23 protein-coding genes, 1 pseudogene and 1 riboswitch are annotated in these 22330 nt (G+C 32.1%); of the genes and pseudogenes, 19 read left to right on the plus strand and 5 right to left on the minus strand.

What is annotated here, in order from left to right:
- Positions 1 to 30: 30 nt before the first annotated feature.
- The 6 genes from atpG to fabZ all read left to right on the plus strand — a co-directional run bounded on the left by atpG (position 31) and on the right by fabZ (position 5266).
- A complete protein-coding gene (atpG, locus tag KA873_RS09655) occupies positions 31 to 897 on the plus strand; it encodes an ATP synthase F1 subunit gamma (RefSeq protein ID WP_210140276.1) in 867 nt (288 codons plus the stop codon).
- A gap of 21 nt (positions 898 to 918) precedes the next feature.
- Positions 919 to 2331: a F0F1 ATP synthase subunit beta gene (gene atpD / locus KA873_RS09660; RefSeq protein ID WP_107384837.1), complete on the plus strand. Its 1413-nt coding sequence runs from the start codon at positions 919 to 921 to the stop codon at positions 2329 to 2331.
- A gap of 18 nt (positions 2332 to 2349) precedes the next feature.
- Complete coding sequence (locus tag KA873_RS09665) at positions 2350 to 2754, plus strand: F0F1 ATP synthase subunit epsilon (RefSeq protein WP_019468303.1); 405 nt, start codon at positions 2350 to 2352, stop codon at positions 2752 to 2754.
- Between the two features lie 415 nt (positions 2755 to 3169).
- The gene (locus KA873_RS09670) at positions 3170 to 3403 is read left to right on the plus strand and encodes a DUF1146 family protein (protein ID WP_019468304.1); all 234 of its coding nucleotides are present in this window, start codon (positions 3170 to 3172) and stop codon (positions 3401 to 3403) included.
- 101 nt (positions 3404 to 3504) lie between these two features.
- Entirely contained in the window at positions 3505 to 4770 is a 1266-nt protein-coding gene (gene murA, locus KA873_RS09675; RefSeq protein WP_107385330.1) for a UDP-N-acetylglucosamine 1-carboxyvinyltransferase, read from the plus strand.
- A 58-nt stretch (positions 4771 to 4828) separates the two neighbouring features.
- Positions 4829 to 5266 carry a 3-hydroxyacyl-ACP dehydratase FabZ gene (fabZ, locus tag KA873_RS09680; protein WP_046207765.1) on the plus strand — a complete coding sequence of 146 codons (438 nt, stop codon included), beginning with the start codon at positions 4829 to 4831 and terminating at the stop codon, positions 5264 to 5266.
- A 51-nt stretch (positions 5267 to 5317) separates the two neighbouring features.
- Here fabZ and KA873_RS09685 read toward each other — a convergent pair whose 3' ends face one another.
- A complete protein-coding gene (locus tag KA873_RS09685; protein WP_019468307.1) occupies positions 5318 to 5758 on the minus strand; it encodes a YwpF-like family protein in 441 nt (146 codons plus the stop codon).
- A gap of 189 nt (positions 5759 to 5947) precedes the next feature.
- On the opposite strand from KA873_RS09685, the gene KA873_RS09690 reads away from it, so the two are divergent.
- The 7 genes from KA873_RS09690 (at position 5948) to yidC (ending at position 11856) form a co-directional block, all read left to right on the plus strand.
- Positions 5948 to 6367 carry a single-stranded DNA-binding protein gene (locus KA873_RS09690; RefSeq protein ID WP_107386673.1) on the plus strand — a complete coding sequence of 140 codons (420 nt, stop codon included), beginning with the start codon at positions 5948 to 5950 and terminating at the stop codon, positions 6365 to 6367.
- 444 nt (positions 6368 to 6811) lie between these two features.
- Entirely contained in the window at positions 6812 to 7513 is a 702-nt protein-coding gene (locus KA873_RS09695; RefSeq protein ID WP_107504815.1) for a transglycosylase family protein, read from the plus strand.
- 293 nt (positions 7514 to 7806) lie between these two features.
- A riboswitch (TPP riboswitch) is annotated at positions 7807 to 7904 on the plus strand.
- Positions 7905 to 7983: 79 nt separating this feature from the next.
- Entirely contained in the window at positions 7984 to 8673 is a 690-nt protein-coding gene (gene tenA, locus KA873_RS09700; protein ID WP_107385185.1) for a thiaminase II, read from the plus strand.
- Positions 8666 to 9487: a bifunctional hydroxymethylpyrimidine kinase/phosphomethylpyrimidine kinase gene (thiD, locus tag KA873_RS09705; RefSeq protein ID WP_107504816.1), complete on the plus strand. Its 822-nt coding sequence runs from the start codon at positions 8666 to 8668 to the stop codon at positions 9485 to 9487. The genes tenA and thiD overlap by 8 nt, the downstream gene beginning before the upstream one ends.
- Complete coding sequence (gene thiM / locus KA873_RS09710; protein WP_182467395.1) at positions 9480 to 10259, plus strand: hydroxyethylthiazole kinase; 780 nt, start codon at positions 9480 to 9482, stop codon at positions 10257 to 10259. The genes thiD and thiM overlap by 8 nt, the downstream gene beginning before the upstream one ends.
- A gap of 2 nt (positions 10260 to 10261) precedes the next feature.
- Complete coding sequence (gene thiE / locus KA873_RS09715; protein ID WP_107504818.1) at positions 10262 to 10900, plus strand: thiamine phosphate synthase; 639 nt, start codon at positions 10262 to 10264, stop codon at positions 10898 to 10900.
- An 86-nt stretch (positions 10901 to 10986) separates the two neighbouring features.
- Entirely contained in the window at positions 10987 to 11856 is an 870-nt protein-coding gene (yidC, locus tag KA873_RS09720; protein WP_107504819.1) for a membrane protein insertase YidC, read from the plus strand.
- 137 nt (positions 11857 to 11993) lie between these two features.
- Here the strand turns inward: yidC and KA873_RS13600 are convergent.
- The 3 genes and pseudogenes from KA873_RS13600 to cls all read right to left on the minus strand — a co-directional run.
- A pseudogene (locus tag KA873_RS13600) lies at positions 11994 to 12210 on the minus strand (transposase); the annotation flags it as partial.
- Positions 12211 to 12487: 277 nt separating this feature from the next.
- A complete protein-coding gene (locus KA873_RS09725; RefSeq protein ID WP_107504821.1) occupies positions 12488 to 13132 on the minus strand; it encodes an HD domain-containing protein in 645 nt (214 codons plus the stop codon).
- Between the two features lie 273 nt (positions 13133 to 13405).
- On the minus strand, positions 13406 to 14890 hold the full coding sequence (gene cls, locus KA873_RS09730) for a cardiolipin synthase (protein WP_107504822.1): 1485 nt from the start codon (positions 14888 to 14890) through the stop codon (positions 13406 to 13408).
- 141 nt (positions 14891 to 15031) lie between these two features.
- Between cls and csoR the strand changes: the two genes are divergently transcribed.
- The 3 genes from csoR to KA873_RS09745 all read left to right on the plus strand — a co-directional run bounded on the left by csoR (position 15032) and on the right by KA873_RS09745 (position 15944).
- Positions 15032 to 15325: a copper-sensing transcriptional repressor CsoR gene (csoR, locus tag KA873_RS09735; RefSeq protein ID WP_107384549.1), complete on the plus strand. Its 294-nt coding sequence runs from the start codon at positions 15032 to 15034 to the stop codon at positions 15323 to 15325.
- 14 nt (positions 15326 to 15339) lie between these two features.
- Complete coding sequence (csoZ, locus tag KA873_RS09740; protein ID WP_107384548.1) at positions 15340 to 15546, plus strand: putative copper chaperone CsoZ; 207 nt, start codon at positions 15340 to 15342, stop codon at positions 15544 to 15546.
- Positions 15547 to 15803: 257 nt separating this feature from the next.
- Entirely contained in the window at positions 15804 to 15944 is a 141-nt protein-coding gene (locus tag KA873_RS09745) for an Lmo0850 family protein (RefSeq protein WP_002482742.1), read from the plus strand.
- A gap of 436 nt (positions 15945 to 16380) precedes the next feature.
- On the opposite strand, the gene KA873_RS09750 is transcribed toward KA873_RS09745, so the two are convergent.
- Positions 16381 to 17568: an FtsW/RodA/SpoVE family cell cycle protein gene (locus tag KA873_RS09750; protein WP_107384547.1), complete on the minus strand. Its 1188-nt coding sequence runs from the start codon at positions 17566 to 17568 to the stop codon at positions 16381 to 16383.
- 259 nt (positions 17569 to 17827) lie between these two features.
- Between KA873_RS09750 and KA873_RS09755 the strand changes: the two genes are divergently transcribed.
- The 3 genes from KA873_RS09755 to cshA all read left to right on the plus strand — a co-directional run bounded on the left by KA873_RS09755 (position 17828) and on the right by cshA (position 22182).
- A complete protein-coding gene (locus tag KA873_RS09755; protein ID WP_107384546.1) occupies positions 17828 to 18898 on the plus strand; it encodes a D-alanine--D-alanine ligase in 1071 nt (356 codons plus the stop codon).
- 12 nt (positions 18899 to 18910) lie between these two features.
- Complete coding sequence (locus tag KA873_RS09760; protein ID WP_107384545.1) at positions 18911 to 20266, plus strand: UDP-N-acetylmuramoyl-tripeptide--D-alanyl-D-alanine ligase; 1356 nt, start codon at positions 18911 to 18913, stop codon at positions 20264 to 20266.
- A gap of 398 nt (positions 20267 to 20664) precedes the next feature.
- Positions 20665 to 22182 (plus strand): degradosome RNA helicase CshA, encoded by a 1518-nt coding sequence (gene cshA, locus KA873_RS09765; RefSeq protein WP_107384544.1) that lies wholly within the window; start codon positions 20665 to 20667, stop codon positions 22180 to 22182.
- Positions 22183 to 22330 lie beyond the last annotated feature (148 nt).

Raw genomic sequence — 22330 nt, forward strand, 5'->3', positions numbered from 1 at the left:
TAGTTAATGTAGATAAAAGGTGGTGAGATAATGGCATCTCTTAAAGAAATCGATACACGAATAAAATCAATAAAAAAGATGAAACAGATTACGAAAGCAATGAACATGGTTTCTAGTTCGAAATTGCGTCGTGCTGAAAAAAACACGAATCAATTCAGACCATATATGGCTAAAATGCAAGATGCAATTACAGCCGTTGCTGGTGCGGACAAAAATTCACATCATCCAATGTTACAACAGCGAGAAGTGAAGAAAAGTGGTTATATCGTAATTACTAGTGACCAAGGCCTTGCAGGTGCATACAATGCAAATGTATTGAAACATCTGATGAAAGATATTGAACGCAAACATAGTAGTAGTGATGAATATTCCATCTTAGTTTTAGGTCAAACAGGTGTTGATTTTCTTAAAAATAAAGGATATGAGATTCATGATTCTTTAACAGAAGTTCCTGATCAACCTTCATTTAAAGAGATACAAGCAATTGCTAAAAAAGCAATAGATTTGTATAACGACGAGATTGTGGATGAGGTAAAAATTTATTACAGTCACTTCGTAAGTGTTTTAGAAAACACACCTTCGATGAAAACTGTGCTTCCATTGTCTCCTGAAGATTCAAGCTTAGGACATGGTCAAATGTCTTCATATGAATTTGAACCAGACAAAGAAGCAATATTAAGTGTTATTTTACCTCAATATGTTGAAAGTTTAATATATGGAACGATTTTAGATGCAAAAGCAAGTGAACATGCTACACGTATGACGGCTATGAAAAATGCATCTGATAATGCGACAGATATCATTGATGATTTATCTATCGAGTATAACAGAGCGAGACAAGCAGCAATCACTCAACAAATTACTGAAATCGTTGGTGGCGCAGTTGCACTTGAATAATGATTAAAGGAGGAAAATAGCATGGGATTAGGCCGTGTAACACAAGTTATGGGTCCAGTAATTGATGTTCGCTTTGAGCACAATGAAGTTCCAGAAATTAATAATGCCTTAGTTCTCGATATAGAAAGAGAAGAAGGTAATGTTGAATTAACGTTAGAAGTTGCATTACAACTTGGCGATGACGTAGTACGAACAATCGCAATGGATTCAACTGATGGTGTTAAACGTGGTACAGAAGTTAGAGATAGCGGAAATAGTATTAGCGTACCAGTTGGTAATGAAACATTAGGTAGAGTATTTAATGTATTAGGTGATACGATAGATTTAGATGAAAACATAGATGACTCAGTGCGTCGTGATCCAATTCATAGAGAAGCACCTGCATTTGATCAGTTATCTACTAAAGTTGAAATTTTAGAAACAGGTATCAAAGTCATTGATTTATTAGCACCATATATTAAAGGTGGTAAAGTTGGATTATTCGGTGGTGCCGGTGTTGGTAAAACCGTATTAATTCAAGAATTAATCAATAATATCGCTCAAGAGCACGGCGGTATATCAGTATTTGCTGGTGTAGGTGAACGTACTCGTGAAGGTAATGACCTATACTTTGAAATGAGTGATAGTGGTGTTATTAAAAAGACAGCAATGGTATTTGGACAAATGAACGAACCACCTGGTGCGCGTATGCGAGTAGCACTTTCTGGTTTAACTATGGCTGAATATTTCCGTGATGAACAAGGACAAGATGTTCTATTATTCATAGATAACATCTTTAGATTTACACAAGCTGGTTCAGAAGTTTCTGCGTTATTAGGTCGTATGCCTTCAGCTGTTGGTTACCAGCCAACGTTAGCAACTGAAATGGGACAATTACAAGAACGTATTACTTCTACAACTAAAGGTTCTGTAACATCAATTCAAGCGGTATTCGTACCAGCCGATGATTATACTGACCCAGCACCAGCTGCAGTATTTGCCCACTTAGATTCAACTACAAACTTAGAACGTAAATTAACTGAAATGGGTATTTATCCTGCAGTTGATCCTTTAGCATCTACTTCTAGAGCGCTTGACCCATCAATTGTTGGCCAAGAACATTATGAAGTAGCACGTGAAGTACAATCTACTTTACAAAAATATAGAGAGTTACAAGATATTATAGCTATTTTAGGTATGGATGAACTTTCTGAAGAAGATAAACAAACTGTAGAACGCGCACGTCGTATTCAGTTCTTCTTATCACAAAACTTCCACGTTGCTGAACAATTTACTGGCCAAAAAGGATCTTATGTGTCTGTTCAAAAAACAGTAGAAGGCTTCAAAGCAATATTAAATGGTGATTACGATCATATTCCAGAAGACGCATTCCGTCTAGTTGGAAGTATGGATGAAGTAATTGAAAAAGCTAAAGATATGGGTGTTGAAGTTTAAAATTAGGAGGTATGGATAATGAATACATTAAGCCTAAATATTGTCACTCCTAATGGTTCTGTTTACGACCGAGAAGATGTCACTCTTGCAGTATTACAAACTACTGCTGGAGAAATCGGTGTCATGTATGGACATATTCCAACAGTTGCAGCACTTGAAATTGGCTATGCCAAAATTAATTTTGACGGTGGTTCAGAATATATTGCAGTGAGTGAAGGTTTTGTTGAAGTAAGACAAGATAAATTATCAATCATTGTTCAAACTGCAGAGCCTGCGAATGAAATTGATGTCGCTAGAGCAGAATTAGCAAAATCAAGAGCAGAATCTCATTTAAACAATGAAGAAGATAGCAGTGACATAAATAGAGCCAAACGCGCATTAGATCGTGCTAATAACCGTCTTCGTGTCGCTCAATTACAATAATGAATATAAGATATTCTATTATGTTTATCAAAAAAGTCGACAAAGTATAAAACTTTGTCGACTTTTTTCTATTTTTTGATTAAGACATGTTAAAATCAAAATTTTAGCGTATGATTATCAATGACATATTGATTTAAGTAATAGCTTGTATTTACTATATTAAAATATTTTTATGAAGACTTACATTTACATATGATTTTTCATAATCATTTATAAAGGAAGAAAATAATTGATAAATGACTAAAATAATTAAAAGTATTTAATTTTAATTGTTATGCATATATGTCATATATAATGGGAAAATAATACTAAATTGACGCTTTATTATTTAAATGTCAGTTATCTCATTATTAAGTATCTTTTGCATAGTGTTTCGTGTAAAATATATAAATAGTGTTTAGCAAGGAGAATAATTATGGAATATTTGGGACAGTTTTCAATTGTACATCTCATCTTACATGTCCTTTGTATTTGCATTGCCTATTGGGCATTGAATGCAGTGAGATTGGAACAATTTTTTAAAAAAGGTTTTCCAGTACAAGTTCAAATTTGTATGATATTTTTAGCAATATTAATCGGGACTTCAGTCAGCAATTTTATTGTAGATTTGTTACAATTTTCTACACAAATAAAATATTTGGCACAATAATTCAAATAATTGTATATTACGCATGATTATCGATATAATTTAGTAGTAAGTTTGATTGAAAATTAAAGGCAATTTATAAGTAGTTAAGTGGAGGATTTAAGATGGATAAGATAGAAATTAATGGTGGTAAAAAATTAACTGGTGAAGTGAAAGTTTCAGGTGCAAAAAATGCAGTATTACCAGTATTGACAGCATCACTATTAGCATCAAAAGGCGTGAGCAAGTTAAAAAATGTACCAGCACTTAGTGACGTAGAAACAATTAATAATGTAATATCAACATTAAATGCTGATGTTTCTTATAATAAAGAGCAAGAAGAAGTTACAGTAGATGCAACGAAACAATTAAATGAAGAAGCACCATATGAATATGTAAGTAAGATGAGAGCAAGTATTCTTGTTATGGGCCCATTATTGGCACGATTAGGTCATGCCAAAGTGGCTTTGCCTGGTGGTTGCGCTATTGGTTCTAGACCGATTGAACAGCATATTAAAGGTTTTGAAGAGCTTGGTGCAGAAATCCATATGGATGGTGGTTTTATATACGCAAACACAACTAATGGATTGAAAGGTACAACGATTCACTTAGATTTTCCTAGCGTAGGTGCGACACAAAATATTATAATGGCAGCTTCTTTAGCTGATGGTAAAACTGTTTTAGAAAACGTCGCACGAGAACCAGAAATCGTTGATTTGGCTAATTATATCAATGAAATGGGTGGAAATGTATTAGGAGCCGGTACGGACACGATCACGATTGAAGGCGTTGAAGCTTTATATGGCGTTGAGCATTCAATTATACCTGATAGAATAGAAGCAGGTACATTATTAATTGCCGGTGCAATTACAAGAGGAAATGTTTTAGTAAACGGTGCAATCAAAGAACATATGACGAGCTTAGTTTATAAACTAGAAGAAATGGGAGTTAATCTAGAATATTTTGATGATGCAATTCGTGTAAGTGCCGAAAACGAATTGAAACCAATAGATATCAAAACTCTTCCGCATCCTGGTTTCCCTACAGATATGCAATCACAAATGATGGCGTTATTATTAACTGCAAAAGGGCACAAAGTAGTAACTGAAACTGTGTTTGAAAATAGATTTATGCATGTCGGTGAATTTAAAAGAATGAATGCTAAAATCACTGTAGAAGGTAGAAGTGCAAAAATTGAAGGTAAAAGTGAACTTCAAGGTGCTCAAGTTAAAGCAACAGATTTACGTGCTGCAGCAGCACTGATTTTAGCAGGCTTAGTGGCTGAAGGTACAACATATGTTACTGAATTAAAACACTTAGACAGAGGATATGTTGATTTACATGGTAAATTAAAAGCATTAGGTGCTGATATCAAAAGAACACAAGATTAATGTTATAATATATTAATAAATTGGAAATAGATAGAAGTATAGTTGGAGGAAGCAAATTATGGAAACAATTTTTGACTACAACCAAATAAAAGAGATTATTCCACATAGGCAACCATTTTTATTAATTGATCGTGTCGTAGAATACGATGAAGGTCAACGATGTGTGGCCATTAAGCAAGTTTCAGGTAATGAACCATTCTTTCAAGGTCATTTTCCAGAATATGCTGTAATGCCTGGTGTATTAATTACTGAAGCTTTAGCCCAAACAGGTGCAGTTGCTATGTTAAATAGTGAAGCAAATAAAGGTAAACTTGCACTATTTGCTGGTATCGATAAATGTCGTTTTAAAAAACAAGTAACCCCTGGAGATACTTTGCGCTTAGAAGTTGAAATAACGAAGCTCAGAGGTCCTATAGGTAAGGGTAGTGCTAAAGCAACAGTTGATGGACAATTAGCATGTAGTTGTGAGTTAACATTTGCTTTGCAAGATAAATAGTATATAAAAATAGTGTTACAGACTGTTTTCAACAGAATGTAACACTATTTTTTATTTATCAATTTTTTCATCTTTAAGTCTTGGTTTAGATTGCATCAATCTATTAAATGATTTCTTCAAGTCGTCGCCAGTTAAACCTTCATCTATTAATTGTTCTAATAAACTTTCAGCGTAAACTTGTCTCAATGTGTAAATATGACATTCACAAACAACAGAAATTGTGTCTTCTAATTGAATGATATGTTTAATGGTTGCATCAAACAAAGCTGGATCGTTAGCAGGTCTAGTGATAACGACACGTATGTCTAATAATGTCTCGTTTTCCATATATGCTTTCATAGTTTCATAGTGATAATCTGAAATGACGATTTCAAGCAACCAGCCAGTGCCACTGTTTTCCTTATTGATAATGACACCATCTTCTAATTCGTACTCAGTCACGCCACCATTCTCTGATACGATTTGAAATCGAACGGCTTTAAATGTTTTCATCGTCTCACATCCATTTAATTAATTTAAACTCTACAAAAAATGCATTTATATTATTATTATAACGTAATTTTCTATGAGAAAGGTGAAAAAAGTAGAAATAAGTATTCGATTACTATTTTAAATTTTAAAAAATGTGTTTTGACGGAATCATGTGAATTTTTTATGATTAGCTTATAAAGGAGGTGACATATGATTAACAGTATTGTCATTGTAGGGAGACTAACAAAAGACCCTAAAATTTATGATAAGGAGGGAAATAAACTAGCTACATTTTGCGTAGCTGTTTCAAGAAATTATAAAGATAAAAATCAAAAAGATATTTGTGATTATTTATTCTGTAAAGCATTCGGAAAAATTGCTAATAATGTCGAAAAATATATCAATCAAGGCTCATTAGTTGGTATAACTGGACAAATGCAATCGAGAAAATTTGAAAAAGAAGGACAGATGCATTTTGTATCAGAAGTTTTTATTGAAACTATTAAATTTATGTCCCCACGCTCTAAAAATGAAGATGAAGCACTTTTTGACCCACTTCCAATAGTCCCAAATCAAGAACTTATTAATAAATTTCATTTAGAGGAAAACGATATTTATGAAATTGTATAAAGTTTCAGGCATTTCCAACTCCCCATTAATTTAACCCATCAAATCTAATATACATTTAATCCTACTATTTAATTATACTTCTATCAGGCTATTCCTATTAACTCAAAAATGATTCAATAGGAATAGCTAATATACATACTATATGGCAAACATATCCATTATTAAAAAAGCCAAAATTCATACTAATATAATGCAGAATAATCAGATAAATTACAATATCATTACACAACATACTTTTTATTATTACTAATATAAACTTTCATAGCAGTTTTTAAAGTGAAAAGTTATGCTTTTATACTATTTTGAAAATGTAATCCCCGTGTAAAGAAAAGGTGTACTTTTTTATTTGGCTGTAACCTGCTACTGTTTTTTAGATGTTATAGTTGTACTTGCAAATTAATCATAACGAAAAAATTATTTACCTTATAGGAGGAATTTTTAAAAATGAAAAAAACAGTATTAGCTTCAACATTAGCAGTAGGCTTAGGCGTAACAGGATTCGCAGCAGGAAACTCAGCAGACGCAGCTGAACAAGGTGTTGACAAAGCAGAATTAGCAAACTTAGCACAATCTAATCCAGAACAATTAAATGCATCACCTGTACAAGAGGGTGCATATAACTATAATTTTGATTTCAATGGTACAAACTATAATTTTGAATCAGATGGCCAAACATGGTCATGGAGTTTTGGTGGAGGTTCTAGTGAAGATGTTTCATCAGAACAAACAACTTCTGTTGAACAACCTCAACAAACACAAACTGAACAACCAGCACAAGAAGCACAAACTGAGCAACCAGCTCAACAAGCTGCTCCACAAACTGAACAAACACAACAACCACAACAAGAAGCAACTACAAAAGCTTCAACTCAATCATCAAGTTCAAATGAAGCTTCAAATAGTTCATCAGGTGTGAATGCACACTTACAACAAATCGCGCAACGTGAATCAGGTGGCGATATTCATGCTACAAATCCATCATCAGGTGCTTCAGGTAAGTTCCAATTCTTACAAAGTACATGGGATTCAGTAGCTCCAGCTGAATATCAAGGTCAACCAGCAGCTAACGCACCAGAATCAGTTCAAGATGCTGCAGCTCAAAAATTATATGACGAAGTTGGCGCTTCACAATGGGTTACTGCATAATATAACAATAATGTAATATATTATTATACAAAGCTAAGACAATTTAATTGTCTTAGCTTTTTTTATTATATAGGAAATAATGCAGGTAAACTTAGAGACTAACTCATTTTTTTCTATCGTAAATATCGGAAGTATATAAGTGGTAATATAATCATATTTCTGTATAAATGTTTGGAGAAAATTCATACCATGAATGCTCTTTTGTTAAATATTTTTCAAATGGTCATAGTTGATATAACTCATTTTATTGCAATAGGTGGTATACTTTGATATGTTTTATATAAATACATTATAAAAACTACTAGGGGAGCCTTATGGCTGAGATGAGAAATTCAGACCCTTATAACCTGATTTGGTTAAGACCAACGTAGGAAAGTAGCGTTCATTAATATTTGGAAAATTGCTCTAATATATTTATTAATAAACTACATTCCTACGGGGATGTAGTTTTTTAATTAGGAGGGCTAAATTTGTTATTTTCACAGGAATTAAAAGAAGCTTCAAAACCAATTATTGAGGATATTTATAATGATTCATTTATTCAAGAAATGTTACACGGTACGATTTCTAACGAAGCTTTGAAATTTTACTTAAGAGCAGATGCTTCGTATTTAAAAGAATTTGCAAATATATATGCATTGCTAATACCAAAAATGAATAGATTGGAAGAAGTCCAATTTTTAGTAGAACAAATTCAATTTATAGTTGATGGTGAAGTAGAAGCACATGAAATATTAGCAGCATACGTACAAGAAAACTATGATGAAATCGTCCAAGAAAAAGTTTGGCCACCAAGTGGAGACCATTATATCAAACATATGTATTTCAATGCTTATTCAAAAGAAAATGCAGCATATACAATTGCAGCAATGGCACCATGTCCGTATGTGTATCAGGTGATTGCTAAAGAAGCATTGAAAGATAATGAATTAAATAAAGACTCAATTTTATCAAAATGGTTTGAATTTTATAGTACAGAAATGGATGAATTAGTAAATATCTTCGATGGTTTAATGGACCGGTTAACTCAAAATATTTCTGTTGAAGAAAAAGAGGCAATAAAATCTTGTTTCTTACAAAGTACGATACATGAACGAAATTTCTTTAATATGGCTTATATACAAGAAAATTGGTTATATGGAGGTCAAACAAATGAATAAACCTAAAATAGCATTAACGATTGCAGGAACAGACCCTACAGGTGGCGCAGGTGTCATGGCAGATTTGAAATCATTTCATGCATGTGGTGTATATGGTATGGCCGCAATAACTAGTATTGTGGCACAAAATACAAAAGGCGTACAGCACATTCATAATCTAGATTCAACATGGTTAGAAGAGCAAATGGAAAGTGTATTTTCCGATGAACTGCCACATGCTTTGAAAACTGGTATGATTGCATCAAAAGAAATGATGGAGATTATTCAACCATATTTAAAAAAATATGATGATATTCCTTATGTAATTGATCCGGTTATGTTAGCGAAAAGTGGTGATTCACTAATGGATGATGATGCCAAAGCTAACTTACAAAATATTTTATTGCCTTATGCTACAATAGCGACACCTAATTTACCAGAAGCTGAGGAAATCACAGGCATTACTATTAATGATCAACAATCGATTTATCAAGCTGGTAATATATTTATCAATGAAATTGGTAGCAAAGGTGTAGTTATAAAAGGTGGGCATTCAAATGATGAAAATAAATCTATAGATTATTTATTTACACAAGATGATGTGTATACTTTTGAAGAACCAAGATATGATACCAAACATACACATGGTACTGGATGTACTTTTTCAGCCGTTATTACCGCAGAGTTAGCTAAAGGGAAATCTATGTTTGATGCAGTTCAAAAAGCAAAAAAATTTATTTCTCTTAGTATTAAACATACACCTGAAATTGGTTTTGGTAGAGGACCAGTAAACCATTTTGCATATATGAAGGAAGTTGGTTTAGATGATGAATAATTTGGAAAAATTAAGAGCGGATCAACCGCTTGTAATATGTTATACGAATGATGTAGTGAAAAATTTTACTGCGAATGGTTTGTTAAGTCTTGGTGCTAGTCCAGCAATGAGTGAGGCACCTGAAGAAGCATATGATATGCTGACAGCTGCAAAAGCATTGTTAATAAATATCGGTACGTTAACAAAAGAAAGAGAACAAGATATTTTTAAAATCGCAAAAACAGCGAATCAACTTGGCAAACCGATTATATTTGATCCTGTTGCTGTAGGTGCTTCACAATATCGCAAAGATTTTTGCAAAAGATTTCTGAATGAAATAAAAGTTACTGTTATTAAAGGTAATGCTTCTGAAATTTTAACGTTAATTAACAGTGATACAAAAATGAAAGGAACTGATAGTGATAATAGTTTAGATTCAGTATCGATTGCAAATGAGGCATATGAACATTTTAATACGTCGATTGTTATCACTGGCAAAGAGGATGTCATTGCTCAAAATGAACGCATATTTAAACTATCTAACGGATCTTCATTGTTGGCAAAAATAACTGGTGCTGGTTGTTTATTAGGAGCTATAGTTGCAAGTTTTGTTGAATCAGAAGATCCATCTATAAATGCATTAATAGAAGCGGTATCTATATATAATATCGCTGCTGAACAAGCTGAACAAATTTCAGCAGGACCTGGTACTTTTAAAGTGGAGTTATTAAATGCATTATACAACATTACTTTTGAAACATATCTACAATATCATAATAAGCAAGAGGTGTAACTATGTTTAATAAAGAGTATTTAAAGCTATATTTTATTTGTGGAACACAAGATATACCAAAGAACAAATCAATCATAGATGTTGTGACTGAAGCTTTAGAATCTGGGATTACAATGTTTCAATTTCGAGAAAAAGGAGAGGGCTCATTAACTGGAAATGCTAAAATAGAGCTTGCACAAAAGTTATTCTCTTTATGTAAAAGTTACAGTGTTCCTTTTATTGTTAATGATGATGTAGACTTAGCAAATGCTATAGATGCAGATGGAATACATGTAGGACAAAATGATGCAAATGTTGATGTATTCGCTAGTGCATTTACCGATAAAATAATAGGACTTAGTGTAAGTGATTTAGAAGAATATCAAGCATCTGACTTATCCAACGTTGATTATATCGGTGTTGGACCGATGTATCATACTGGATCGAAATCAGATGCTAAAGCTCCAGTAGGGCCGGAAATGATTCAAACATTAAGAACTAAAGTTCAAGGTTTTCCAATCGTTGCAATTGGAGGTATTCATACAAAAAATGCTGAAATAATTATGAATCATGGTGCAGATGGATTATCAATTATTTCAGCCATCGCGAAAAGTTCAAATATCCCAGAAACTGTACAACAATTTTTACAAACTGTTGAATAATGCGGAAAATTTCTTTTTTTGTTTTCTACTTTCCTTTGAGTATGATAAAATAAATTTTATGTGAATATATCATTAGAGGTGGAAAAATGAAAAAGAAAGCGCTACTACCTTTATTATTAGGTGTAATGGTCTTATTAGCAGGCTGTGACTATTCTAAACCTGAAAATAGAGATGGATTTTTCTTTAATACGTTTGTAGAACCGATGGACAAATTAATTCATTGGTTGGGAACAAGTTTTAACAATGATTATGGTTTAGCAATAGTAGTACTTGTATTGGCAATACGTGTTGTATTATTGCCTTTCATGTTATCAAACTATAAAAATAGTCATATGATGCGAGAAAAGATGAAGGTTGCAAAACCAGATATCGATGCAGTTCAAGAAAAAGTTAAGCGTTCAAGAACGCAAGAAGAAAAAATGGCTGCAAACCAAGAAATGATGGAAGTATATAAAAAATACGATATGAATCCAATGAAGAGCATGTTAGGTTGTTTACCAATCTTAATTCAAATGCCAATCATTATGGGCTTATTCTTCGTATTAAAATACCCTTCAAGTGGTGGATTTACTGAACACCCAAATTTCTTATGGTTCAATTTGGCACAACCTGATATTTGGATTACAGTTATCGCTGGTATTTTATACTTCTTACAAGCATATGTATCAAGTAAGAGTATGCCGAATGAACAACGTCAAATGGGATATATGATGATGATTATTTCTCCAATTATGATTGTTTGGATTTCTTTAAGTTCTGCATCTGCATTAGGTCTTTATTGGTCAGTCAGTGCGGCATTCTTGATTGTACAAACTCAAGTTGCCAACATGTATTATTCTAACCTTGCTAAAAAGGAAGTTGCTCCAATGATTGAAGCAATGAAGAATAATGATTCTGATAAACCTAGCAAAGGTAAGAATACACAAGTAGCTCCTAAGAAATCTAAAAAGAAATAGTGCGTCATATCATTAATTAAAATGACAAGCCTGGTACATAATAAATAGCAGGTATAAAGCATAAGAAGCGTCTGAGACATAAAGTTCTCGGACAAGTGAAAAAAGGCAATTTCTATTGAAATAATATAGAAATTGCCTTTTTCATTTTGTGTTTGATTTTGTGACAGCCATATCATTCGGATACGATTATAAAGTAGTTTTTCTATTTTACTACCAAAGCATACGGATCGTGAGTAAATATATAGAATAATTTTTAACATCATTTTGATATGATGTAGCACTACAATGATGTTTACATTCATCAAGTACATTTTTAGGGATTGTCTCAAAGATTTCATTAACATGTCGTGATAAATACATATAAATGCGACGTATTTTGGCGGAACGCTTGAGGGAATAGGACAAGCTGAAGACTACTGGCTGAATCTGTTCCCTCAGAAAGCGAGCTAACAATACGGAGTATGGAATAAAAAGAAGCACTTAGATGAATTAAAAAAATCATCTGAGTGCTATTTTTCTGGAATTTATGTCCCAATATCTTCTGTTTATTTTAAATAAATGTAATTTAATTTCGATAGTTAATGAACCATCACATTTTAAAAGTCAATCTGTAACTACCATTATTAAAATTTTAAAAATACCATTCTTTAAAAAAAGTATCTACATAATTTTTCATATATTCATGGCGTTGTTGTGCCAAATTTTTTGCAGTTTTAGTATGCATAAGAGATTTAAGTTTAAATAATTTTTCATAAAAGTGTTTAATTGCAGAAGGCTCCCAATCAAAATATGGTTGATTAGATTCATCTATGTTATAGGATTGATGCTCAATCCACATAGGTTCACCGAAATAACCTGCAAATTGAAACGTGCGTGCTATACCAATTGCACCAATAGCATCTAAACGATCTGCATCACGAACTATTTGTCCTTCAATTGACAATTGAATATGATCATTCTTACCATTTTTATAACTTATATGTTCAATGATATGTAATATATTTTGTTGTACCGTAAAATCAAGTTCCAAATGATTAAGAAATTGTACTAATTTTATTTTTGCTTCTTTGGTATTGGTAAGTTTTTCGTCTATGGTGTCATGTAAAATACTTGCTAACTGAATGGTGAGTAAATGACCTTGTTGTTCATTCATAGCAATATATTTTGCCAATCTTGTAACACGTTTTACATGTGCAACATCATGTCCAGTTGTATCATCACAGTGAAAAGATGTCATATAGTCTTGTGCTTTAGAGATTATGTCATTATCCGTCATATAAAATTGCCTCCATTTTGAGAAAATTAAATTAGTAAATAAAATTTGAGGTTAAAATATTTTTGAAAAATATTTTAATATGTTCAAGTAGTGAGAAAAAATCAAAATTTTTAAGATTTTCTAAGATAAAACGCCGTATGGATACATAAGAATGACCCAAAAGTATGTATATACTTTAAAAATTCATATATAAAGAAACATATTTTAGACACGTACAATTACTAAGATTAAAAATGTCCGAGACATATGATAAGCCTCGGACTACTAATTATTCTATAAAATAGGGGATAATAATCTTGAGATGCCTTCTTTAAATTTGACCCATAAACTTCTCTGTTCATATAATGCTTTCGTTAGTCTATAAGAAACGTTTAAATCATTTTCAAAAGCCACTCTTAAAGCTTTAGCTATATGTGTGTCATAGATAAATGCATTTATCTCAAAGTTTAATGTGAAGCTACGGTGATCCATATTTGTTGTACCAACACTGGCAACTTCATCGTCAATCACAAGAGTTTTAGAATGTAAGAACCCGTTATTGTAGTGGAAAATATTCACACCAGCATCTAATAAAGAAGCAACGTTATTGTATGTTGCCCAATAAACAAAAGGATGGTCCGGTTTATTGGGTATCATGATATTAACATTCACGCCACCTAATGACGCAATTTTAACAGCGTCTAGAAATGCTTGGTCGGGTATAAAATATGGCGATTGTATATAAATAGAATGCTTTGCAGAAGCAATCATTTTTAAATAACCGTATTTTATCTGTTCCCACGTTTCATCAGGACCACTTGAAGCAATTTGTACACCGGTTGTGCCACCTGAATCTACATCTGGGAAATAGCGTTCTTCATATTTTAAGTTATCACGTGTTGAGTGTGAGTTCCAGTCTAGCATAAAGCGTAGTTGTAAAGCGTTAACAGCATCACCAACAATACGGAGATGTGTATCTCTCCAATAGCCAAACTTTTTCTTAAGTCCCAAATATTCGTCACCGACGTTAAAACCACCTACGTAACCGATATGTCCATCGATAACAACAATTTTTCTATGATTACGGTTGTTCATTCTCAAATTGATTAATGGTAATTTAGAAGGGAAGAATGCTTCTACGAGTCCACCTTTTTTTCTAAAAGCTTTAAAGTCTTTAATTGATAAACCTCTAGAGCCCATATCATCATAAAGCATTTTCACTTCGACACCTTCATTAAGCTTATGTTCTAATGCTGTCAATATTCGTTTTCCTAAATGATCATTACGGAAAATATAGTATTGAATATGTATATAATCTTTGGCATTATATATATCTTCAATGAGTGAATCAAATTTTTCTTTTCCATCTACAAAAATGGTTATATCATTATCAGTAGTTAAGAAAGCCGCATTATTATACAATAACATTTGCACCATATCTTTAAATTTCACGATCTGATGATTGCCTTTAGAAAAGTCGTCATTTTTCAAGGCTTCTAGTTGTTCATTTACAATCATTTCAATGCCGACTTTATCTTCTTCATCTAAACTAAAGATATGTTCTCGTTGGATTTGGCGACCAAAAAGTAAATATACGATAAAACCTAAAATAGGTATAAGACCCAAAACCAATATCCATGCCCAAACAGAACCTGCAGATCGTCGCTCCATAAAGATAATTGTAAATGCAAAGATTAGGTTTAATATAAATGCGCCAATCAGAATGACATTAATGATGACGTTCGTATGGTTGTAAGTTATAGCAAAAATATCTATCATATTAAACCTCCAAATTGCTATTCAATTAATTTACAATTGATAAATTCTTAATCATTGTAACATGGTACCACGTTTTTATCACTTGACTAATACCTGATAGGGGTATATTATAAAAACTATATTAAGAGGAGGCGTTGAACCATGGCCGAATTGCAAAAAGCGCATCATTCTGAACAAATTAAATCAAATTTAAAATCTCGTTTGAACCGCATTGAAGGACAAGTGAGAGCAATCAATCGTATGGTAGATGAAGATGTATATTGTGATGATGTACTTACACAAATAAGAGCAACAAGATCAGCACTTAACAGTGTTGCTACGAAACTGTTGGATCATCATATGAAAAGTTGTATCATGGATAAAGTAAATCAAGGTGAACAACAAGAAGCGATGGATGAGTTATTAGTGACTTTTCAAAAGTTAATGAAAGACTAGATCAGGTGACGTTAATGGAATCACAAATTATTTATTTAAGTAAAATAAACCATAAACAAGATAAGCTTCAAATAGAAAATAAATTATCACAAATCATCGGTGTGAACCATGTCTTAGTTGATATTGAAAAAGCTCAAGTGTTTATAGAATTTGAAACACCAGCGAGTTTAAACAATTTAGAAAAAGACATATATGATTTAGGATTTGAAATTTTATATTAAGTTTGCCAATGCTATTGAAATGTTATCTTACGCATATCATGTCATATAAGATTGGTATGAAATTATCAATAAACTCGCACTAACTTATATTCTATTTTTGAATTTTAATAGTTAAAATAATTATTAAGTGAAAATTTTAAAACTACGTAATAAAACAAAAATTATTTTATAAAAATAAAGAAAATTTCAATAACATGTAGTAATTTGTAAATAAATAGGGTAAAATAGAATAGAAGCTAGAAGTTAGGAGTGATGATATGAGTAAAGATAACGAAAAGATTCAAAATGTAGTTAAACTATTATCATCATTAGGGGTAAACATAAAGAAAACTAAATCAAGATTAGAAGTCATGCATACTTTACCAACGACTGTGAAAGCCGCTAACGAATTGAAATAGTGAGTTACCCGTACTAAGAATAAAGTATATATGCAAAATTTAAGAGGCTGAGACAAATTTATTGTCTCAGCCTCTTATTGTTATATTGACAGCCAGTCTTAAATGGTTGGACAGAAGCAATCATTTTAAATAAATTAGATTGCTTCATAGCTCATTTAGTGCGTGTGATTGAATGGTAAGTTCAAATTCATAAATAAAAGCGTTGGAAACATCTTGATCTATCTTTTATCAATTGATTTATTCAACAAAATAAACACCACCACTGTTTAATTTATATATATTATAATATTTTTCGTATAATATTGGCAGTGATTTGAGCCGACTCCTGCGGAATCGCACTAGCCGAAGACTACAGGCTAAGGCAGTGCCCGCGGAAAGCGTGTACAAAAAACTGCCGACAAAGTCGGAGACTTTGTCGACAGTTTGAGATAAGTATTTATTTGTTTTGTGTTGTATATTGTCTAGATTGGTGGTAATAAATTGATAATATAACACCTATACCACACATTAAACTCCATAATGAGCTACCACCATAACTAATAAATGGTAATGGTATACCAGTAATTGGTAATAGTTGAATAGTCATACCAATATTTTCTAAGATATGGAATAGTATCATAGTCGTAAATCCAATGATGAAAATTTTACTAAATGGTAATTCTATTTTAGTAGCAAGTCGTACTAGATGAAAAATAAACGCTAGAAAAATCAATATCAAAATGACAGATCCTATAAAACCAAATTCTTCCCCGATAACCGAGAAAATAAAATCAGTGTGATTTTCTGGAATATAAACTTCACCTTGATTGAATCCCTTTCCAAATAATTGACCAGATCCAATCGCTTTAAGTGACTCAGTTAAATGAAATCCATCCCCACTACTATAAGTATAAGGATCGAGCCAAGAATTGATACGGCTTAATTGATAAGGTTGAATGCCGAAACTATTTTCTAAAATAGAAGGTTTATAAATTATTGATAATATTACTGTCGACGCGATAACGACTGCACCTATTAATAAAGGGGCTAGTATTTTCCACGTTATTCCACTGATTATCATAACCCCGATAATAATCGCAAAAATAACTAGTGTCGTACCTAAATCATTTTGCAATAATATAAGTACCATTGGTATAAAGGCTATACCGATAATTTTAAAGAATAATTTAAAATCAGTTTCTAAAGATTTGTTAAAAGTAAATTGATTATGTTTTGTTACAATTTTAGCTAATGCTAAAATCATAACTATTTTCATAAATTCAGATGGTTGGACACTGATTGGACCAAATGTATACCAACTTTTTGCTCCATTAATAATCGGTGTGATGGGAGTTTCTGGAATAATCAGTAATAATAACAATGAGAAACAAAGTATAATATAAAGTAAATATGTATATTTCATAAGTTTTTTAGGTGAAATTAACATTATTAACAATGCGATGATTGCTCCAAAAACATAATATAATATCTGACGTATACTAAAGTTAGCGCTATATTGGCCTCCACCCATAGCAGAACTAATTAATGTAATACTAATGATAGCGAATAATGCGATGAAGCCAACTAAAATCCAGTCTATTTTTCGGATCCAATGATTATTTTTTGATTGACGTGAAGTATTCATTTCTTACTCCTTTGGAAAACTATTATTTCAATAATATGTAGTATATATAGATTTTACCGAACTTTATACGATTTTGCTAGAAGTAGGGTATGTAAAACTTAAATAATTATTGTGCGAGTATTTAAAGTTTTCACTTTAAATACTTAAAAAACTTCAATATACTAATAAAAAACAATGATTTTACTACTACATAACAAATGCAAAATGCTAATAAATCGTGATATGATGTAGTTTAAGAATTCTATATGGAGGCTAAAATATGGCTAAAGAAAATGTTTGTATCGTATATGGAGGTAAAAGTGCTGAACATGATGTTTCAATATTAACAGCACAAAATGTCTTAAATGCGATTGATAAAGAAAAATATCAAGTGGACATTATTTACATAACAAACGATGGTGATTGGAAAAAGAAAGAAAATATCGTAGATCCTATAGATGACATAGATACGTTACGATTAGCAGAAGTTCCTGCTGGAGAAATTTCCAAATTATTGAATGAAGGAAGCCTAGGCACAGCATATAGTGCAGTTTTCCCATTATTACATGGACCGAATGGTGAAGATGGGACAATTCAAGGTTTATTTGAAGTATTAGATATACCATATGTTGGTAATGGTGTGTTAGCAGCCTCAAGTTCAATGGATAAGCTTGTGATGAAACAACTATTTGCACATAGAGGATTACCTCAGTTACCCTATGTAAGTTTCTTAAGAAGCGAATATCAAAAATATGAAAACAATATTCTTAAATTAGTACATGATAAGTTAGAATACCCTGTATTTGTGAAACCTGCGAATTTAGGCTCAAGCGTAGGTATTAGTAAGTGTAACGATGAGGAAGAATTAAAAAGAGGTATAGAAGAAGCATTTCAATTCGATCGTAAATTAGTGATTGAGCAAGGCATCGATGCTAGAGAAATTGAAGTTGCTGTCTTAGGTAATGATTATCCTGAAACGACATGGCCTGGCGAGGTAGTTAAAGATGTTGCCTTTTATGATTATAAAGCTAAATATAAAGATGGGAAAATCAAATTAGATATTCCAGCTGACTTAAATGATGAAGTGAAAATGACTTTAAGAAATATGGCTGTAGAAGCTTTTAAAGCAACAGATTGTTCAGGATTATTACGTGCAGATTTCTTTGTAACTGAAGATAATCAAATTTTTATTAATGAAACAAATGCAATGCCTGGTTTCACTGCTTATAGTATGTATCCAAGTTTGTGGGAAAATATGGGTGTCAGCTATGCAGAACTCATAAGTAAATTAATTGAATTAGCAAAAGAAAAACACGAAGATAAAAAGAAAAATAAATACAAAATTGACTGAGGCGGTTAAATCATGATTGAAGTAACTTTAGAACAAATCCAAGAATGGATTCCTTGTGAGATTAATAATGATTATTTAGATTACACAATTAAAGGTGTTTCTATAGACTCAAGAAAAATTGACGAACAAAATTTATTTATTCCATTTAAAGGAGAACACGTAGATGGACATAAATTTGTGAATCAAGCATTGAAAGATGGTGCTGGTGCAGCATTTTATCAGAAAGACAGCGTATTAGATCCTCAAATTTCCGGTCCGATTATTTGGGTAGATGATACATTGGAAGCATTGCAGCAATTAGCCAAAGCATATTTGGCGTTTGTTAATCCGCATGTGATTGCTGTTACTGGGTCTAACGGTAAAACAACGACTAAAGATATGATTGAAAGTGTATTGAAGCCTCAATTCAAAGTGAAAAAAACGCAAGGAAATTATAACAATGAAATCGGTATGCCATTAACCATTTTGCAATTAGATCAAGACACAGAAATTTCTATTTTAGAAATGGGTATGTCAGGTTTTCATGAAATTGAAGCATTATCACAATTAGTTAATCCAGATATTGCAATCATTACTAATATTGGTGAATCACATATGCAAGATTTAGGATCGCGTGAAGGTATAGCGAAAGCTAAATCCGAAATTACAATTGGCCTTAAACCTCATGGCTTATTTATTTATGATGGTGATGAACCATTATTAAAGCCGCATGTTGATAAATTAGTGGATTTAGATTTAATCAGTATAGGTAAAAAAGAAAATAATGATTTGGTCTGTCAAATTGACAATATAGATGATACAGGTATTGTTTTTAATATTAATGGAGCTGAAAATTATGAATTACCTATCTTAGGTGAACATAATATGAAAAATGCGACTATAGCTATTGCTGTTGGTAAAAGATTGAATCTGAGTTACGAAACGATATATCAAAATATTCAAGATGTTCAACTCACAGGTATGAGAATGGAGCAACATCATACTGATTCAGGTATACTTGTTATTAATGATGCATATAATGCTAGTCCAACTAGCATGAAAGCGGCAATTGATACACTCAGTAGTATGGAAGGCCGAAAAATACTTGTATTGGGTGATGTCTTAGAATTGGGTCCTGACAGCCAAATAATGCATGAAGCGGTTGGAGATTATTTAGTTAATAAACAAATCGATGCGTTATATACTTATGGAAAAGAAGCGGCCCACATTCATCATACAGGTAAAACATTTGTAAAGTCCGCGGAACACTATACAGATAAAACAGCATTGATTAAGTCATTAAAAGCAAATATTGAACCACAAGATAAAATATTAATAAAAGGTTCAAGAGGGATGCAATTAGAAGAAGTTGTAGAAGCACTAATTTAAAATTATAGACACCACATTTTTCATCACTTTTAATAATGAAAATAGTGGTGTTTTATTTTTTGTTTGTTTAAAAAATAGTATGTAGCAATATTTAATAACTTGAATCAGTATATTTAAGTTACTAAATATTTGAAAATTGCTAATAATTATCAAGATAAATTAATCTACAAATTTTTTTCGAAAGAAAAAAATAAATACCGAAAAATAAAATTAAACGCTTACAACCTATATATCACAGTATTTTATCAGTATAATGTGATTATAAATGTGGAAATTTAGACCATTATAATAAATTTGGTTTATTGCGATTATAGACTTGAGGTGGTACTATAAAGAAGTTGAAGAAACTTAGATGAACATATATGTAGAGAAATACAGATAAATAAAGGAGAATTATATTGCAAAATTTTAAAGAATTAGGGATCTCAGATAAAACGGTAGAAACCCTAGTATCAATGGGGTTCGATGAGGCCACTCCTATACAAAAAGAGAGTATCCCTCTTGCCTTAGAAGGTAAGGATGTTCTTGGTCAAGCGCAAACAGGTACAGGAAAAACAGGCGCTTTTGGTATTCCACTTATTGAGAAAGTGGCAGGACAAGATGGAGTTCAATCATTAATATTAGCACCAACAAGAGAATTGGCGATGCAAGTTGCTGAATCACTTAGAACGTTTGCGACAGGTCAAAATGTACAAATAGTAACTGTATTTGGTGGCATGCCAATAGATCGTCAAATTAAATCACTTAAAAAGGGACCACAAATTGTTGTAGGTACACCTGGACGTGTTATCGATCATTTAAATCGTCGTACATTGAAAACAAACGATATTCATACATTAATATTAGATGAAGCTGATGAAATGATGAATATGGGCTTTATTGATGATATGAAATTTATTATGGATAAAATACCAGCATCACAACGTCAAACAATGCTGTTTTCAGCAACAATGCCAAAAGCTATTCAAACATTAGTGCAACAATTTATGAAATCACCAGAAATTGTTAAAACTATGAATAATGAGATGTCAGATCCTCAAATAGATGAATATTACACAATTGTAAAAGAATTAGAAAAATTTGATACATTTACAAATTTCTTAGATGTACATCAACCAGAGTTAGCAATTGTTTTTGGTCGTACTAAACGTCGTGTTGACGAACTAACAAGTGCGTTAATTTCAAAAGGTTATAAAGCTGAAGGTTTACATGGTGATATCACACAGGCTAAACGTTTAGAAGTATTGAAAAAATTTAAAAACGATCAATTGGATATCTTAGTTGCTACAGATGTTGCAGCAAGAGGCCTTGATATATCTGGCGTGAGTCATGTTTACAACTTTGATATACCTCAAGATACAGAAAGTTATACACACAGAATTGGCCGTACAGGTCGTGCTGGTAAAAAAGGTGTAGCAATCACTTTTGTTAACCCAATTGAAATGGATTATATCCGTCAAATTGAACAAGCAAACAAACGACAAATGACAGCATTGAGACCACCTCATCGTAAAGAAGTGCTTAAAGCACGTGAAGACGACATTAAAGGTAAAGTTCAAAACTGGATGTCAAGAGATAGCGAACCAAGATTAGAGCGTATTGCAACAGAATTACTTGAAGAATATAATGATGTGAATTTAGTAGCAGCATTACTACAAGAGTTAGTTGAATCAAACGATGAAGTTGATGTTCAATTAACATTTGAAAAACCATTATCTCGAGGCAAAGGTCGTCAAGGTAAAGGTGGACCAAAACGTGGCGGTGGAAACCATAAACGTGGTGGCGGCAAATTCGATAGCAGAAATCGTCGTCCAAATAAAGGCGGCTTCAACAATAAAAAGAAAAATGATAGATCATCAGATAGAAACAACAAAAAATCAATGAAGGGTCGCACATTCGCCGACCATAAAAAATAAAATACTTTATCATATATGAATTTTAGGTTTAGTCACTCCAATTTATTGGGGTGACTTTTTTATATCTTAAAGTAACCCAGACGCGTTAAAAACGATTAGAAAATGTATATAACTATAAAAACAATTAGAAACTATTTGAATGATCATC

Origin of the sequence: Staphylococcus sp. GDY8P45P (assembly GCF_017892745.1) — a bacterium.
GTDB lineage: Bacteria > Bacillota > Bacilli > Staphylococcales > Staphylococcaceae > Staphylococcus > Staphylococcus cohnii.